The organism is Myxococcota bacterium, assembly GCA_039030075.1.
Taxonomy (GTDB): Bacteria; Myxococcota_A; UBA9160; order UBA9160; family SMWR01; genus JAHEJV01.
Genome location: JBCCEW010000004.1, coordinates 254,102 through 270,381, shown reverse-complemented (window position 1 = coordinate 270,381; position 16,280 = coordinate 254,102). Strand labels below are relative to the sequence as shown.

Below are 16,280 nucleotides of genomic sequence, written 5' to 3'. Positions count from 1 at the left end.
CGTGCTGGCATCTCGGCGAGCCCCCGGGCTCGTCGCGCGCCAAACGTTCCGGAGGAAGGGATGAGCCAGCCGAAGCGACCGCAGGGATTCGATCGACGCACCTTCTTGCGCGGGAGCGCGGCCGCCAGTGTGTCCCTGTCCTGGCTTCCACTCGCTGGGCACGCCGCGGAGCCGCCGCGGGTGCGCAAGCGCGTGACGCTCGGGCGCACCGGGATCCAGGTCCCCGACATCGGGTTCGGCGCGAGCCGCCTGTCGGGTGACGAGAAACTCGTGCTGCACGCCCTGGACCGGGGTATCGACTACTTCGATACGGCCGATCGCTACACGCTGGGCAGCTCGGAAGAGACTCTTGGCCGGGCCCTTGCGGGCAAACGCGACGCCGTCACGTTGGCGAGCAAGACGAAGTGCGGCGCGCGCACCGACGTCGCGGAGCTCTTCGAGGCGCTCGAAGCGAGCCTGCGCCGGCTGCGCACGGACCGCATCGACATCTACTTCAACCACGCCGTCAACGACGTGGGGCGTCTCCAGAACGAGGCGTGGGGCGAATTCACCGAGCGGGCGAAGCAGCAGGGAAAGATCCGCTTCACCGGGATCTCGGGGCACGGTGGCAAACTCGCCGAGTGCCTCGACTACGCCTTCGATCACGACCTCGTCGACGTCGTGCTCGTCGGTCACAACTTCGGCCAGGATCCGGCCTTCTATCAGCGGCTGACGGCGTCGATGGACTTCGTGGCCGTCCAGCCCGAGCTGCCGCGCCTCATGGCGAAGGCGAAGGAGAAGAACGTCGGCGTCATCGCGATGAAAACCCTGCGCGGCGCACGTCTCAACGACCTGACGGCCTACGAGCGGGAAGGTGGCACCTACGCCCAGGCGGCCTTCCGCTGGGTCCTGTCGGGAAGCCACGTCGACGCGCTGGTGGTGACGATGAAGAGCCCCGAGATGGTCGACGAATACCTCGGCGCGTCCGGTACGGGCGGCGTGAGCGGCCACGATCTGCAGCTGCTCGCCCGCTACGAGGGTCTGCACGGCGACCAGCAGTGCCGCTATGGCTGCGGGACGTGCCTGTCGGCCTGCCCGGCGGGAGTGACCATCGACGAAGTGCTGCGCACGCGCATGTACGCGACGGACTACGGCGACCTCGAGCTCGGACGCACCGACTACGCGTCACTGGGCGAAGGGGCCTCGGCGTGCGCCACCTGTACCCATCAGTCCTGTGCGGGCGCCTGCCCCCACGGCCTCGACATCCCGACGCTGACCCGCGACGCGCATCGACGCCTGGCCTAGTCGCCGGCACGAGGAACCCTTGATGAACGGAGCCGAGAGCTTGGTGCGCACTGCGCACGCGAGCGGGATCGACCTCTGCCTGGCGAACCCAGGCACCACCGAGATGCAGCTCGTGGCAGCCCTGGACGCCCAGCCCGGGCTGCGCGCGGTGCTCGGGCTCTTCGAGGGCGTCTGTACCGGCGCGGCGGACGGCTACGCGCGCATGAGCGGGCGGCCCGCCTTGACCCTGACCCACCTGGGTCCCGGATTCGCGAACGGCATTGCCAATCTCCACAATGCCCGTCGTGCGCGCACGCCGATCGTGAACGTGATCGGGGACCACGCCCGCTGGCACCTGGAGGCCGACGCACCGCTCACCTCCGACATCGCCGGGCTGGCGCGACCGGTCTCCGGCTGGGTGCGCACTACGGCCCAGGCCTCCGAGCTCGCGGACGACACGGCGGCGGCGATCACCGCCGCGCGCACCGCACCGGGCCAGATTGCGACGTTGATCGTGCCCCAGGACTGCGCCTGGGATCCGGGGCCCGAGCCGCGCACGGCCGCGCAGCCGCCGGCTCCTCCGGCGGTCGAGGAAGGCCAGGTCGCGGCCGCGGCCGACGCGCTCGGCAGCGGAGCGTCGGGCGTGCTGTTTCTCGGAGGCGCCGCGCTCAGCGAGTCGTGCCTTCGCACCGCGGGCCGGATCGCGGCGCACACGGGCTGCGCGCTGGTGCACGAGACCTTCTACGCGCGTCTGGCGCGCGGGGTGGGGCTGCCTGCCGTCGAGCGGTTGCCCTATTTCCCGGAGCAGGTGATCGAGCGACTCCAGGGTGTGTCGCACCTGGTGTGTGCGGGCACGGCCGAACCCGTGGCGTTCTTCGGCTATCCGGACATTCCGAGCCGTCTCACCCCCGAGTCGACGGCGCTGCACGTACTCGCACGGCCCGAGGACGACGTGGCGTCCGCCCTGGAGGCGCTGGCCGAGCGTCTCGGCGCGCCGGACGGATTCGAGGCAGTGACTCCGGCACGCCCCGCGTTGCCCACCGGCGAACTCACCGTCGGTGCACTCGGGACCACCATCGCGGCCCTCCAGCCCGAGGATTGCATCCTCGTGGACGAGGCGGCGACCAGCGGGCTCGCCTACTACGCGCTCTCGGACGGAGCACCGCGACACGACGCGCTGTCGCTCACCGGCGGCGCGATCGGACAGGGGCTGCCGACCGCCGTCGGTGCCGCACTCGCCTGTCCCGATCGCAAGGTGATCGCGTTCCAGGCGGACGGCAGCGGCATGTACACCCTGCAAGCGCTGTGGACCTGCGCGCGCGAATCGCTCGACGTCGTCGTCGTCGTCGCCGCGAACCAGGCCTATCGGATCCTGCAGGTCGAGCTCGGCCGCGCCGGGATCGCCGAGCCCGGGGCCCAGGCGCGTTCGCTCACGAACCTCAGCCACCCCGAGCTCGACTGGGTCGCCTTGTCGCAAGGGCAGGGGGTCCCGGCCGTACGCGTCGACACCGCCGAGGCGCTGGCCGGGGCGCTGCAGCGGGCCTTCGCCGAGCCCGGGCCCTGTTTGATCGAAGCGCGGGTCTCCTAGTGCTCCGCGTCGTTCTCTTCGGCCTGTTCGGCGTGGTGCTCGGGATGGTCGGGATGTGGGGGTGGATGCTGCGCTCGGGCAGCGCACCCGGGGAGCCCACGCCCCCCCTGCTCGAAGCTCCGCCCGTCGCGGTGGCGGCACCGCGACCGGCCCCTCCCGAGGTTCCGGCCCTCGCACCTGCTGCACCGGCCCCGGAAGCAGCAAGCACGCTGGCGGTCGACCTGCCCGACCCGGCGGGGGACCCCGACGCCGTCTCTCCGCCGCTCCCCGACCCCCAGGAACACCCGGATTGGCCCGTGCGCCTCGAGGACTATCAGCGCGCCCGCGACGTGATCCTGGCCGATGACCACCTGAATCCGGCCGGGCAGCAGGCGGCCCTCGAGGTGCTGCGCGGCGAGCGCTTCTCCGAGCGCGAGGCGGAGATCGTCCGGGCGATCGACGCGGGGCTTTGACCCCGTGCTGAGCCGGATCTTTCGCCGCTGACACCTCTCGGTGGCTTAGGATGCGGGCTGGCGATGCGGCGAGAAGACTTCGAGGCCGGTTTCGAGACCTGGGCGGGGACGGTGCGGCGTGGGCGCTGGTGGATCCTGGCGCTCGGGCTGCTCTTTCCGGCCCTCGCCGTGACCCAGCTGTCGAAGCTCGAGGTGGTGACCTCGACCGAGAGCTACCTGCTCGAGAACGACCCCACCCGCGTCGCCTACGACGAGCTCCGGGCCCAGTTCGGCCGCGATCAGATGATCCTCCTCGCGATCGAGCCCCCCGAGGTCTTCGACCTCGGTTTTCTCGAAGAGCTGCGGAAGATCCACGAGGCCCTCGAAGAGGAGGTGCCCCACCTCGATCGCGTGACCAGCCTCGTCAACATCCGGGCCGTCGAGGGTCGGGGCGACGAGCTGCTCGTCGATGATCTGCTCCTCGAGATGCCGACGACCCCGGCCGAGCTCGCTGCGCTCCGCGAACGCGTGCTCACCACGCCGTCCTACCGCGACGTGGTGATCACGGCCGACGGCAAGACCACCGCCGTCATGGTCGAGACGAACGCGTACTCCTACGACGAGAGCTTCGACGCACTCTCGGGCTTCGACGCTCCCGCGGCCGACGACGGCAAGCCGCGCGAGTTCCTCAAGCCCGCCGAGAACGCGGCGGCCGTCGAAGCGGTGAAGGCGGTGGCCGAGCGTTTCCGCCGTCCGGATCTACCGATTCACGTCACCGGCTCGGCGATGGTCACCCACGAACTCGCCCTCGGGATGGCGCGCGACGTCCCGCGTTTCTCGCTCGCCGCGCTGGCCGTGATCCTGGTGTCGATGCTCGTGCTGTTCCGCCGCTTCGCGCCGGTGCCGCTCGCGCTTGCGTCGGTGTTCCTGTCGATGGCGACGACCTTCGGCGTGCTCGGAACCTTCGAGCGCACGCTCTCGATTCTCTCGCAGATCTTGCCCGTCTTCGTCCTCGCCGTCGGCATCGGCTACGCCGTGCACCTGCTCGCCATCTATCTGCAGCGCCTCGACGCCGGCGACGCCTCGGAAGCGGCGCTGGTGGCGGCGCTCCGCCACGCGGGTCCGCCGGTGGCGATGACCGCGCTCACGACCAGCGCCGGCATCGCCTCGTTCCTGGCCGCCGACATGGTGCCGATCCGCGAGTTCGGCAAGGCCGCGGCGCTCGGCGTGTTGGTCTGTCTGGTGTACAGCCTCGCGTTCCTCCCGGCGCTGCTCTGTGTCTTCCCGATGCGCGCTCGCGCGCGCGAGGCCCAGCGCGAAACCGTCTTCGATCGCTGGCTCGTCGGCCTGGGTATGTACGGCGCAAGGCATCCGCGACAGATCGGGGTCGGAGCTGCGCTGTTGGCCCTCGGCGCGGTCGTGTCGGCGACCGACCTCACCCCGTCCAACGACCCCATCTCCTACTTCCCCGAGGACGATCCGTTCCGTCAGGCCTTCGAGTACGTCGATGAACGCCTCGGAGGCGCCATGACGATCGAGGTGGTGATCGATGGGAAAGAGGAGAACGCCTTCTACGACCCCGATCTGATGAACCGGGTCGAGGCGCTGAGCGCTCACGTCGACACCCTCGTGGTCAACGGTGACGATCTCGGACGCACGGTCTCGATCCTGGACATCACGAAAGAGACCCACCAGGCGCTGAACGGGAACGATTCCGCCTTCTACGCGGTGCCGCAGGAGCGCGCGCTGCTCGCCCAGGAGCTCCTGCTCTTCGAGAACAGCGGCCACGACGACCTCGAGCGGGTCATCGATCCCCAGTTCCGCGTGGCCCGCTTCTCGATCCGATCGGCCTGGGACGACGGCAACAAGAAGGCCGTCGTGATCGAGCAGGTGCAGCGCGACGTGGCGCGCATCCTCGGAGACAAAGCGGAAGCGGTGGTCACGGGGGCCTCGTCGCTGATTGCACGGACGGTGCAGGCGACGAGCACGAGCCTGATCCGCACCTACGCGTTGGCCTTCCTGGTCATCACGCCACTGATGATGCTCTTGATCGGCAGCCTGCGATCGGGCCTCGTGAGCATGGTGCCGAACCTATTGCCGATTCTGCTGACGCTCGGGCTGATGCCGCGGATCGACGCGCCTCTCGACATCTTCACGATGATGTTCGGCTGTATCGCGATCGGCCTCGCCGTCGACGACACCCTGCACATGATCCATGGCTACCGCAGCGGTCTGGCGCGCCACGGCGACGCCTATCGGGCGCTCGAAGAAACCCTGCGCACCACCGGCCGCGCCCTGCTCTTCACCTCGGTGGTGCTCTCGCTCGGCTTCCTCGTCTTCACGCTCTCGACGATGGAGAACCTCCGCTACTTCGGCGTGCTCACCGCCTTCGCCGTCTCCGGCGCGTTCATCCTCGACGTCATCATCACGCCGGCCCTGCTGGTCCTCGTCACGAAGAAGCGCGCGGTTCCGGTCTGATCCCCGACGAAGCGGGGGCTGCGGGCGCTCCGAGGCTGCGCGACAAGACCCGGTCGGCGTCTCGCGCGATCTCGTCGAGCGCCAGCGCGACGGCGGGCGACGCGCCGGCGAAGGCCGTGAACGAGTGACACAATGAAGCGTAGCAGCGGAACACGGTGGGTACGCCCGCCGCTTCGAGGCGCTGGGCGTAGTCCTCGCCCTCGTCGCGCAGCACGTCGAAACCCGCGGTGTAGACGAGGGCGGGCGCGAGTCCCGAGAGGTCGCTGCGCAGAGCGGGGGCGAGGCGCGGGTCGGAGGCGTCGTCGGGCGTTGCGTAGTTCTCCAGGAACCAGCGCATGCCCTGGGGTGTGAGCGGGTAGGCGTCGGCGCAGTCGCGGTACGACGCATTGTCGGCGAAGGCCTCGAGCCAGGGGTAGACGAGCAGTTGCAGGAGCGGGGCGCGCAGCTTCTCATCGACGGCCCGCTGGGCGATGGTGGCGGCGAGGCCGCCGCCGGCCGAGTCGCCTCCCACGGCGAGTCGCGTCGGGTCTCCGCCCACCTCTTCCGCCGCGTCGAGGGCCCAGCGATACACCGCCCAGGCGTCTTCCTGGGCGGCGGGGAACCGGTGCTCCGGGCCCTTGCGGTAGTCGACGGCGAGCACCGGGGCTCGGGTTCGCTCGGCGAGCACGCTGCAGAAGTGGGCGCACCAATCGGGGTTGCCGATCACGCAACCGCCCTGGTGGAAGTAGAGCCACAGGGGGCGCGGCCCTTCCAGCTGGGACGGCACATAGACGCGCGCTTCGAGAGGGCCGGCGGCACCGGGAACCCGACGCTGCTCGATGCGCTCGAGGGGGCGGAGTGGCGCGGCGGCCAGCGCCAGGCTGGCATCGAGCGCGGCGCGCGCTTCGCCCGGCGTGGTCTCGTAGAACGGCGTCGACCGGCCCGCTTGCCCTGCCATGATCGAGAGGTGGGCGTCGAGCTTCGTCCCTCGCACCTCGGGGCGCTCCCCCGCGCGTTCGAGCCAGGCTTCGGGCAGGCGCGGCAGCAGGCGCGCGCCCCAGCGTTCGATCCAACTGGGCACCTAACGATCCTCGAACCGCGGCTCCCGCTTGCCGAGGAAGGCCGAGACTCCCTCACGGAAATCCTTCGATTGGACCGCCAGGATCTGGTTGCGATCCTCCATCGCGATGGCGGCCTCGAGGCTGCCCGCGTCGACATTGATCTTCAGGCACTCCTTGGTGAGGCGCAGCGCGAGCGGGGAGTTGCGCAGCATGCGCGCCGCCATGTCGCGGGTCGCGCCTTCGAGGGCGGCCTCGGGAACCACGTCGGACACCAGGCCGGTGCGCAGGGCGCGGTCGGCTTCGATGAAGTCGCCGGTGAGGAGCAGCTCCGATGCGACCGACGCGCCGACGATGCGCGGCAGGAAGTAGCTGACCCCGACGTCACAGGCCGACAGACCGATCCGGATGAAGGCGGCGTTCATGCGCGCGGTGTCGGCGGCGATGCGGACGTCCGAGGCGAGGGCGAGGGCGAAGCCGCCGCCCGCGGCGGCGCCCTGCACCGCGGCGATCACCGGTTGGGGTGCGCGCCGCAGCATCACCGAAAGCTCGGCGACCTGACGTTGGATGCGCAGACCTTCGGGAACGCCTCCGTCCCCGCCGCGCGACTCCTTCAGGTCGAGTCCGGCGCAGAACGCCTTGCCGGCACCGCGCAGCGCCAGGACCCGGGTCTCGGTGTCCTCGGGAAGTCGGAAGAAGAAGTCGTGGAGCTCCTCGATCATCTGGATCGAGAGGGCGTTCAGGGCCTCCGGTCGATCGAGGGTGAGCCAGGTGAGATGCTCCTCCCGTTCGACACGAATCGTTTCGTAGCTGGACATGGACTAAGCGCTCCCCGACGCAGCGCTGCCCCGCAGCCGTTCTTCGAAGAAGCCGAGGACGCGGTCGAGCGCCGCACGGGTGGGATGGCCGGCTTCATCGACGAGGTCGGTCGTCACCACCGAATGGGCGGTGCGCGCGATCCCGTGAGCATTCCCCGAGGACGAGTCGATCTCGATGCCCTCGAACCCGTCGCCCAGCTCCTGGCGGAGTCGCTCGAAGCGCTCGGGCGGGCAGAGCGGGTCGCTGGTGAAGCGCAGTCCGAGCACGCCGCAGCCGCCCTTCGCGCGCTCACGGACCCGGGCCAGGTCGTCGTCGGACAGGTGCAGCGCCTCGCGATGGGCGGCCGAGACCGGCAGCGGCAGCGAGGGTTGGCTGAGCACCGGTGCCATGACGCTGGCATCGACCATCAGAGTGAGGGCGAAGTTCCCGGTCAGACACATTCCGATCGCGCCCACGCCTGGGCCGCCACACTCGGCGTGCGCGGAGCGGCACAGCGCGCGGAGCCAGTCGGTGATCGGGCTCGACGCGCCGCGCGCGAGCACCGAGAATTCGCGGCTGACGCAGGCGCGCAGCATCTGCCCGGCGGCGTAGGAGCCCGAGAACGCCTTTTCGGGTGTGCCGAACAGGTGGGGCAGGTAGACCGTGAAGCCGGCATCGGCGACCCGGGTGGCGAAACCCTCGACCTCGGGTGTGATCCCCGGAACCTCGTGCATGACGACCACCGCGGCTCCGGTACCGCGGCGATACACCGTTCGCGTGGAGCCTGCGTGGGTGAAGGGAAACGAGTCGTAGTTGGCGAGCGGCATGGGCCGAGCGTGCCGCGCTGCCTGGGCGAACACAACCGGGGAAATCCGAGCGAAGCGGTGTAGCTTCCCGACTTGACCGAGCACCCGGCGTTCACCCTGGCCCTGGCGTTGGCCGTGGGCATCGTGGCCCAGTCGCTGGCGCGACATCTGCGTGTGCCGGGCATCGTGCTCCTGCTCGCCGCGGGCGCGGGTCTCGGCCCGGATGGTCTCGGTTGGGTCCAGCCCGATGCGCTGGGCGTTGGCTTGATCGCGACGGTCCAGCTCGCGGTCGCGGTGATCCTCTTCGAAGGGGGACTCAACCTCGAGATCTCCCGGCTGCGTCGCGAGCAGGCGGCGATCCGGCGACTCGTCACCTGGGGTGCGCTCGTCACCCTGGCCGGCGGGGCGATCGCGGCCCACCTGATCTTCGGTTGGCCGATCATGCGCTCGCTCCTCTTCGGCAGCCTCGTGGTCGTGACCGGGCCGACCGTGATCGGGCCGCTCGTGCGCGAGCTGCGCTTGAAGCCGCGGGTCGCGACCGTGCTCGAGGCCGAGGGCGTCCTGATCGATCCGGTCGGCGCGATCCTGGCGGTGCTGCTGCTCGAACTCGCGATCGCCCCCGATACCGAGACCCAGCTCGGAGGCGGGGTGACCTTCCTGCTCCAGTTCGGCTTCGGCGCCGGCGCCGGCGTACTCACCGGCTACGCGCTGGCCGGCATCCTGCGCGTGCGACGGCTGATTCCCGAAGGGCTCGAGAACGGTTTCGTCCTCGCCGCGGTGTTGCTGCTCTTCCAGGCCTGCGACGCCGTCGTTCACGAGAGCGGCATCCTCGCGGTCACCGTCGCCGGCGTCGTGGTGGGGAACCTGCGCAGCCGCGTGGATCGCGACCTGCGCGAGTTCAAGGACCAGCTGACGATCCTGTTGATCGGTCTGCTCTTCGTGCTGCTCGCCGCCGACGTGCGGATCGCCGAGGTCCAGGCCCTCGGCATGCGGGGGCTGGCGCTGGTGGCGGCCCTCGTCCTGGTGGTGCGCCCGCTCGGGGTCTGGCTGTGCACGATGGGGTCCGACCTCAACACCAAGGAGCGGCTCTTCGTCTCGTGGATCGCACCGCGCGGCATCGTCGCCGCCGCCGTCGCCTCGGTGACGTCCAACGCGCTGCTCGAGAGCGGCGACGCGGGTGGCAACGAGCTGCGGGCGCTGGTGTTCCTGACCATCGCGGGCACCGTCGTCCTGGCGGGCTTCACGGCGGGACCGGTGGCGTCGCTCCTCGGGGTCCGGCTGCCCAGCCGCGACCGGGTGGCCATCCTTGGAGCCTCGGGCCTGGGCCTGAAGCTCGGCGAGTGGCTGCGCAGCGTGGACGTCCCGGTGGTCTTCCTCGACTCGAACGCCGAGCACGTGCGCCAGGCCGAGGAGTCGGGCTTCTCGGTCGTGTTCGGCGACGCGGTCCAGGAGCGCACGATGCTGCGCGCCCGCTTCGAGAGCGTGGGTTCGGTGGTGGGCCTCACGCCGAACCAGGTGCTCAACAGCGTCTACGCCAGCCGCTCGCGGGAGTTCTTCGGCGTACCCCAGGCCTACATCGCCGTCATGCGCGCGGGCACGGGCATTGCTCCCGACCTCGTGCAGAAGGGCGACGCGCGCACCCTCTTCGAGGGACCCCACGACGCCGAGCGTTGGGAGGTGCGGGTGCGCCACGGCGATGTCGCCGTCGAGGAATGGAGCGTCGGGGAGCCGCCGACCGAATCGCTCGAGTCCAAGACCGGAGAGCGGCTCGTCTTCCTCGGACACCATCGCGGCAAGACCGCCGGGCCGATGCACGCGGGGATCAAGCTCGCGAAGGGCGACCGCGTCGCCGTCGCCATCTACGAACCCGACCGCGCCGAGGCCGAAGAGGTGTTGCGGACGCTCGGACTCGAACCCGCCGAACCCGCGGACTGAGCGCCGATCGTTCCTGGCGGGCGACCCCGTGGCGGGTCGTCTCGATCGCCCGATGCGCGTCGAGCGTCAGGAGGCGTCTTCGTCCTGCAGCCCGTCTTCGCCGTAGCGGCCCGCCGGGCCGGGTCCGCCTTCGCCGAGGCGTCCTTCCTTTCCGAAGTGGCCCTTGCCGGGCACGTGGTTCACTTCCACGCGGATCCCGTCCGGGTCTTCGAAAAGCAGCGAGTAGTAGCCCGGCGCGAACTGGGAACCGTCCTCGGGCGGGTGGACGATCGTCGCCTCGGGGTACTCGCGCACGAAGGCATGGATCTTGTCGATGTCGTCGTGCGCGCGGGCGCGAAAGCAGAAGTGGTGGAGCCCCACGCGCTCCTGGTCGAAGTGGCCGTCGCGCTTCACCGCCGGTGCGGCGCGCACCAGGATGCCCGTGCGACTCCCGATGCAGTAGACGATCTCCTCGTTGCGGATCAGCGTCTTCATCTCGAGGAAGTGACAGAACGCTTCCCAGAAGGGCAGGGAGCGATCCGGATCGTTCGTGGTGAGTTGGATGTGCGCGATGCCGTTCACTTCGACGGTCATGGGAACCTCGCTGGGCGCGCGGAAACGCGGGGCACGCGCAAAGTGTAGAGCGGGCGAGGGGGCGCATCCGGCAGGCGGGGTTGACTTCAAGCGTACTTGAACAAGTAATCTTTCCCTGTCCTCAGGAGGAACGCGTCATGGGAACCGAGCTCGGAGCGTCGCTGCCCGCGGGCAGCAGTTGCACTCTCTCCTCACCGGAGCTTGCCGAGCGCCGCGCCTGGATCGCGGCCGAGGTGGCGCCGCTCGTCCGTCGCGTGGTGCGCCTGCCCGACGGGGTCCTCTGGGAGTGCGATGGCAGTGCCGCCGCCGAGGCGACCCTGCGCCGTTGGATCGAGAAGGAGCGCGCCTGCTGCGCCGACGTGCGCTTCGAGCTGGGTCGCAACGCGGCCGGCGACGCGATCCTCGAGGTGCGGGGCGACGATCCCGTCGTCGAGGTCCTGGCAGGGATCACGCCGCCCGCCAGCATTGGCCCGCGGGCGTGGTTGCGCGCGGGAGGCATCGCCGGCGTCATGGGGTTCGGGGTGAGCTTCGCCGTGCTCTGTGGGCTGCCGATGCTCGTCGCCGCACTCTTCGGCGCGGCGGTGGCGGCGCCCCTGGCGCGCCTCGAGAGCCCTGCCACGTTGACCGCGGGAACACTCGCGGTCGCCGGGCTCATTGGGGTTCGGGAGTGGCGGCGACGTCGGCGTCCGCCGAAGACGGCGGCAGCAGGGGATACGTCCCCTTGCGGATGTTGACGAAGAAGAGCTCGGGAACGCTCGCGACGCTGCCGCGCACCGAACGCGAGAACAACGCCCCTTGATCCCAGGGCAGAGTGAACAGACCCAGGGCGCCTCCGACCACGCCGGTCGCCAGGTTCGCGGCGCCGAGCAGGGGGCGCACCGGCGCGGCGTTGTCGGTGAAGAACAGGAAGAGCGAGTCCTCGAGCGGGCTCTCGTAGCGCGTCGCGGTCAGGGTGTTCGATTCACGCAGGGCCGACCACCAGCTCTCGCCGACCAGCGTGCGTCGGTGGGAGAGCAGGGTGCGCGAGTCGCCCCGGCCCCAGCGTTCGGCGACGGCCTGGGCCGACAGCACGGGGACGAAGCCCGGCGCCCCGCCCGCTCCGTCGCCCGCTTCACTCGGAACAACGTCGCCGAGTGCGGCGTCGAGGTGCGCGAAGAGCTCGGTCACGCAGTTGCGCGAGACGAGGTCGTAGGCCGCCTGTGCGTCGTGGCTCGCCTCGGCCTCCTCGAGTCGCACGCGCGCCAGCGCCAGCAGGCGAGCGCCCTCGTCTCGGGCGAAGCGCGGCCGAGGGGTGGGCGCGATGAAACGCGACGCTTCGGGCAGACCGTTGCGCAGCGGAATCCGCAGCGGCCGATGCCGGGTACGCGCGTCGATCAACTCGGCGTAGTCGCTCTGGGCCAACTCGAGGTCGCCGAGGCGCGTCTCGTCGTCGGGAGCGTCGATCAGTGCCTGGCGCGCACGCAACCACTGGCTGCGCCGCCACTCCTCCTGCAGGTCGAGAGTCACGTCGAGCGACGCCCACGCCGCGGGGGCCAGCTCCAGGACCTCTTCGGGGTAGGCGTCGAGCAGTTGCAACTGGTGCGTCGCGAGCGATCCCTCGATCGCCGCGAGGCGCGCCATGCCGAGCAGGAACGCGCGCCCCCAGTCGGGACGGGCGGAGTCGATCAGGGCGATCAGCGACGCTTCGATGCGTCGTGCCTGTCGGGCCAGGGCGAGCCGCTCGGGGGGACGCAGGGGCAGGGCTTCGGCGCCCACGCGCCGTAGAGCCGCCTGCCGCAGCGGGGGCGCTTCCTCGAGCACGCGCAGGGCCAACCACGCCGCGTAGGCGTCCGCAAAGCGGCGCGAGAATCCGTAGTCGAGGGCCTCGCTCGCACGCGGCGCGCGCGTCTCGGGCCGCAAGTGTGCGATCGCGCTCTCGGCGACGCGCCGCCGGAACGCCAGGCTGGGTCCCGCGCCGCGGCCGAGCAGGCGCTCGCGCAGGCGTCGCAGCGCGCGTTCTCCGGCACGCTCGGCATCGGTGGTCGCGAGCGCTTCGAGGTCGAAGAAGCCGGCGCCGGCGATCGGCACCCGGCCCTCGGGCGCGTTCAAGGCGGCGAGCAGCGCGACGTCGCGACGCAGTGCATGGAGGCGATCCCGCTGGGCGCGTTCGCGCAGGAACTGGGTGTCGAGGCGTTCCTGTAGCTGGGTCCGCCGAGGCGCCGTGGTGGCGATCTGGGTGATCTGGAGGTTGCGGTTCTCACTCACCCGATAGCGGAACACGAAGGCGCGCCAGCCCTCCCGACGCAGTTCGACGGCGCCGTCGGCTTCGCGCTGGTAGTGGTACGCGAGATCGCCGAGCCGCAGCGCGACGTGGCCCCCGCTCGAGCCGCCTTCGCCCGCTTCGATGTAGACGTACTCCACCTGCTGCGTCGCATCACTCACCGACGCGGCGAACACGCAGGCGAGGGCGACGCCGATCGACCAGCGGCGACGCGCTTCTCGTCTCAACGCCACCGGCGCTCTCCCTCGGCCACGATGCCCCGACGTACCAGGGCCGCGGACCAGAGGCGATTGCGAAAGCGCGCGCGCTGGGGCGGCGTCAGGGCGCTGCGGGCGAGGCCGGCTTCGACGCCGCGTCGCACCGCCGGATCCTGTTCCCAGTGACGCACGCCGTGCTCTGCGCAGAGCCGACCGAGTTCGCGGCGGAAGGCGTCGAGACTGCCCCCGTGTTCGAGATAGAGGGCCGTGAAGGTGCGGACGTCCCGCTCGAGTCCGACCGCGCGCGGTCCGCCGCTGCTGGAGCTGGAGGCCGAGGAGCCCGCTTCGAGCAGGATCTCGCTCACGCGGGACGCGCTGCTCAGCCCGCCCGAGGCGCTGTCCGAGCTGGCGATCACCGCCTTGCATCCAACACACGAAAGCGTCAGGGCGAGCCCCCACGCCGCGACGACTGCCCTCGGCCGCTGCCTGCTCCGCGTCATTCCGCCCGACCGCTCCCCTCGACCGTCCGAACCGAACCCATCGGCAAATCAAGCAGCTGGCTTGACGGTTGCCGACGGGTTACCGGCCGCTGAGCGGTCGGTCTCGGCCGTGGAGCCGGGGCCTAGGGTGCGCCCTCGGCGCGGCTCTGGATGTCGGCGCGCAGGCTCTCCAGCTGGGGATTGCCGGGGTGGAGTGCGATCAGCCGGTCGACCGCGGCGAGCGCGTCCTCGTAGGCACCGAGATCCCGGCCCATCGTCGCGAGGGTGCTCAGCAGCGCGCTGTTGTCCGGATGCGCCTCGAGCCCCTCGCGCAGCAGGTCCAGCGCGGCATCCGAGCGGTCCTGGGAATGCAGTGCGACGGCGAGCACGTACAGGACCCGGGGATCCTGGGGCGCCTGCTCTCGCGCGGCCTCGAACGCCGCCAACGCGTCCCCTTGCCGGCCCTGGCGCACGTGCAGCATGCCCAGGGCGAGGTGCAGGTCGGGGATCTCGGGCGCGCGCTCGAGCGCCGCCTCCAACACGTCGCGACCTTCGTCGTCGCGGTCGAGCTGGCCGAGCAGGTCGGCGAGCCCGAGCGAAGCCGGCAAGAAGTAGGGGCCAACGCGCAGCGCCGTGCGGAAGGCGGCCTCCGCTGCGGGGCCGTCCCGGTTCTCGCGCAGGTGCAGCGAGGCGAGCTGGACGTGCGAGCCCGGCTCGTCGGCGCGGGCGTCCTGGGCCGCGCGGAACGCCTCGATCTCGCGGCGTCGCGCGGCGCGCTGGTCCGGGGTCAGGAGCTCCGCCGGGACATCGATGAGCGCGCGCGCCGCTTCGATGCGTACGGCGTGGCGGGGGTCGCTCAGCAGCGGGGCCAGCGCGGCGGCGCGCTCCAGCGCGGGCAGGGCATCGCTGGCGCTGGCTGCCGCGAGACGCACCAGGGCGTCCGGCGAAGCCGCGGCAGCGCGGGCACGTTCGGGGCTGGGCGTCGCGAGCCCGACGAAGGCGGCGGCGCGGGCGATCGCCGGCGCCGAGCGGTCGTCGATCAGGGCTTCGAGCGCGCGGGCGGCTTCGGCCCCTTCCTGGTGACGCATGGCCAGGCGGCGCCCGAAGTGGGTGCGCTCCTCGCCACCGCTGCGCCAGGCGATGAGCTGTTCGGCGGCCCAGCCCGGCGCCGCGTCGGCGTGACACCCATCGCAGGCCGACGGCGTTCCGAGTGCCGCGCTCTGCTCCGGCCGCGGGATCGAGAAGCGATGGTCCCCGCGTGCGTCGATCTGCATGTAGGTGCGGCTCGGCATGTGACAGGCGGTGCATTGCGACGCCGGCGTGTCGCCCGCGTGATGGTGGTGGTCGCGCGTGTCGAAGACCGCGGGGTCATGACAGTTGCCGCACAGGGCGTTGCCCTCGGCGCGCAGACCCGTCGAGTGCGGGTCGTGGCAGTCACTGCAACGCACACCGGCGGCGTACATCTTGCTCTGCACGTAGGAGCCCCAGACGAAGACCTCGTCGGCGATCTGTCCGTCATCGTGGTAGAGGCCAGGCTCGAGCAGCGCCGGGCGATAGCCGTCGAGGAAGTCCTGTTCCGGCCCCGCCGCGTCGACGAGCCGCGTGCGGCGCGAGTGGCACGGTGCGCAGGTATCGATCTCGGTGTCCGGCGAAACGGCACCCGACGCCGCGTGGGCGATCGGCGCGCCATCGGCCCGCTCCCAGCGCGTTGGCGCGGGATAGTCCACGCGAAGCTGCGGCCCCCCGCGGCCCGCGCCCCCGGCGGCCCAGCGCGCGTGCGCACCGCCGGCCCCGTGGCACGCCTCGCAGCCGACGTCGACCTCTTCCCAGTGGGAGGCGTAGGTCCGCTCGGCGAGATCGAAGCCCTTCCGAAAGCCCGTCGAGTGACAGTCGCCGCAGAGAAGGTTCCAGTTCCCGGCGGCGCTCTGCCAGTGCAGCGGATCCCCCACCGTCGGCGGTGCATCGTGGAGCGAGAACCAGCGCTGGCCGCCGGCCGCGGCAGGGCGCGTGTCCCAGGCGACGTGCAGCGCCTGGAGCCGTCCGTCCGGGAAGGCGATCAGGTACTGCTGCAGCGGGTCGGCGCCGAAGGTGTACGCCACCTCGTACTCGCCGCTCTCGCGGCCCTCGCTCTTGATCAGGTACTTGCCCTGGTAGCGGACGAAGCTCCAGGTCGTGCCGGCTTCTTCGAAGCGTGCGTCCTCGAAGTCGCCCAGCACGCTCTCGGCGTCGGGCTCCTGCATGGCCCGGTCGTGATCCGACCCGCGCCAGGCCTCCGCCTCGGCGCCATGGCACTCGGCACAGACCGCGCTCCCGACCCACGCGGCGGTCTCGGGGATCTCCACGGCGGACGTGCGAGCGCTGGGGGTCGACTCCCCCGCGGGTCTCGGAGCCTCCGTCTCGGAGCAGCCCCAGCACCCCGCTGTGAGCACGAGGTA

At 71.1% G+C, this 16,280-nt stretch carries 13 protein-coding genes; 6 read left to right on the top strand and 7 right to left on the bottom strand.

From position 1 onward, the window contains the following. The first annotated feature begins 60 nt into the window (after positions 1-60). From AAF430_06385 to AAF430_06370, 4 genes are all read left to right on the top strand, one after another. Positions 61-1,284, top strand: coding sequence for an aldo/keto reductase (locus tag AAF430_06385; protein ID MEM7409841.1), 1,224 nt, complete (start codon positions 61-63; stop codon positions 1,282-1,284). A 22-nt stretch (positions 1,285-1,306) separates the two neighbouring features. Next, positions 1,307-2,851, top strand: a complete 1,545-nt coding sequence (locus AAF430_06380; GenBank protein MEM7409840.1) for an acetolactate synthase large subunit — start codon at positions 1,307-1,309, stop codon at positions 2,849-2,851. Beyond that, positions 2,851-3,303, top strand: coding sequence for a lipase secretion chaperone (locus AAF430_06375; GenBank protein ID MEM7409839.1), 453 nt, complete (start codon positions 2,851-2,853; stop codon positions 3,301-3,303). Before AAF430_06380 ends, AAF430_06375 begins: the two co-directional genes overlap by 1 nt. Positions 3,304-3,366: 63 nt before the next feature. Continuing rightward, positions 3,367-5,760 carry an efflux RND transporter permease subunit gene (locus AAF430_06370; GenBank protein ID MEM7409838.1) on the top strand — a complete coding sequence of 798 codons (2,394 nt, stop codon included), beginning with the start codon at positions 3,367-3,369 and terminating at the stop codon, positions 5,758-5,760. On the opposite strand, the gene AAF430_06365 is transcribed toward AAF430_06370, so the two are convergent. From AAF430_06365 to AAF430_06355, 3 genes are read right to left on the bottom strand one after another with little or no spacing between them, the layout of a single operon-like run. Continuing rightward, positions 5,732-6,820, bottom strand: coding sequence for an alpha/beta hydrolase (locus AAF430_06365; protein MEM7409837.1), 1,089 nt, complete (start codon positions 6,818-6,820; stop codon positions 5,732-5,734). The two genes, AAF430_06370 and AAF430_06365, sit on opposite strands and share 29 nt — an antisense overlap. Beyond that, the gene (locus tag AAF430_06360; GenBank protein MEM7409836.1) at positions 6,821-7,615 is read right to left on the bottom strand and encodes an enoyl-CoA hydratase/isomerase family protein; all 795 of its coding nucleotides are present in this window, start codon (positions 7,613-7,615) and stop codon (positions 6,821-6,823) included. 3 nt (positions 7,616-7,618) lie between these two features. Further along, a complete protein-coding gene (locus AAF430_06355; GenBank protein MEM7409835.1) occupies positions 7,619-8,422 on the bottom strand; it encodes a dienelactone hydrolase family protein in 804 nt (267 codons plus the stop codon). Between the two features lie 72 nt (positions 8,423-8,494). Here AAF430_06355 and AAF430_06350 point away from each other — a divergent pair, with 72 nt between their 5' ends. Continuing rightward, the gene (locus AAF430_06350) at positions 8,495-10,336 is read left to right on the top strand and encodes a sodium:proton antiporter (GenBank protein MEM7409834.1); all 1,842 of its coding nucleotides are present in this window, start codon (positions 8,495-8,497) and stop codon (positions 10,334-10,336) included. Between the two features lie 66 nt (positions 10,337-10,402). Here AAF430_06350 and AAF430_06345 read toward each other — a convergent pair whose 3' ends face one another. Next, positions 10,403-10,909, bottom strand: a complete 507-nt coding sequence (locus AAF430_06345) for a VOC family protein (GenBank protein ID MEM7409833.1) — start codon at positions 10,907-10,909, stop codon at positions 10,403-10,405. Positions 10,910-11,046: 137 nt separating this feature from the next. On the opposite strand from AAF430_06345, the gene AAF430_06340 reads away from it, so the two are divergent. Continuing rightward, positions 11,047-11,643 carry a hypothetical protein gene (locus AAF430_06340; protein ID MEM7409832.1) on the top strand — a complete coding sequence of 199 codons (597 nt, stop codon included), beginning with the start codon at positions 11,047-11,049 and terminating at the stop codon, positions 11,641-11,643. Here AAF430_06340 and AAF430_06335 read toward each other — a convergent pair. The 3 genes from AAF430_06335 to AAF430_06325 all read right to left on the bottom strand — a co-directional run bounded on the left by AAF430_06335 (position 11,561) and on the right by AAF430_06325 (position 16,187). Beyond that, complete coding sequence (locus tag AAF430_06335) at positions 11,561-13,402, bottom strand: hypothetical protein (GenBank protein ID MEM7409831.1); 1,842 nt, start codon at positions 13,400-13,402, stop codon at positions 11,561-11,563. The two genes, AAF430_06340 and AAF430_06335, sit on opposite strands and share 83 nt — an antisense overlap. Beyond that, positions 13,393-13,782, bottom strand: a complete 390-nt coding sequence (locus AAF430_06330) for a hypothetical protein (protein ID MEM7409830.1) — start codon at positions 13,780-13,782, stop codon at positions 13,393-13,395. Before AAF430_06330 ends, AAF430_06335 begins: the two co-directional genes overlap by 10 nt. Positions 13,783-13,988: 206 nt before the next feature. Next, positions 13,989-16,187 (bottom strand): tetratricopeptide repeat protein, encoded by a 2,199-nt coding sequence (locus AAF430_06325; GenBank protein MEM7409829.1) that lies wholly within the window; start codon positions 16,185-16,187, stop codon positions 13,989-13,991. Positions 16,188-16,280 lie beyond the last annotated feature (93 nt).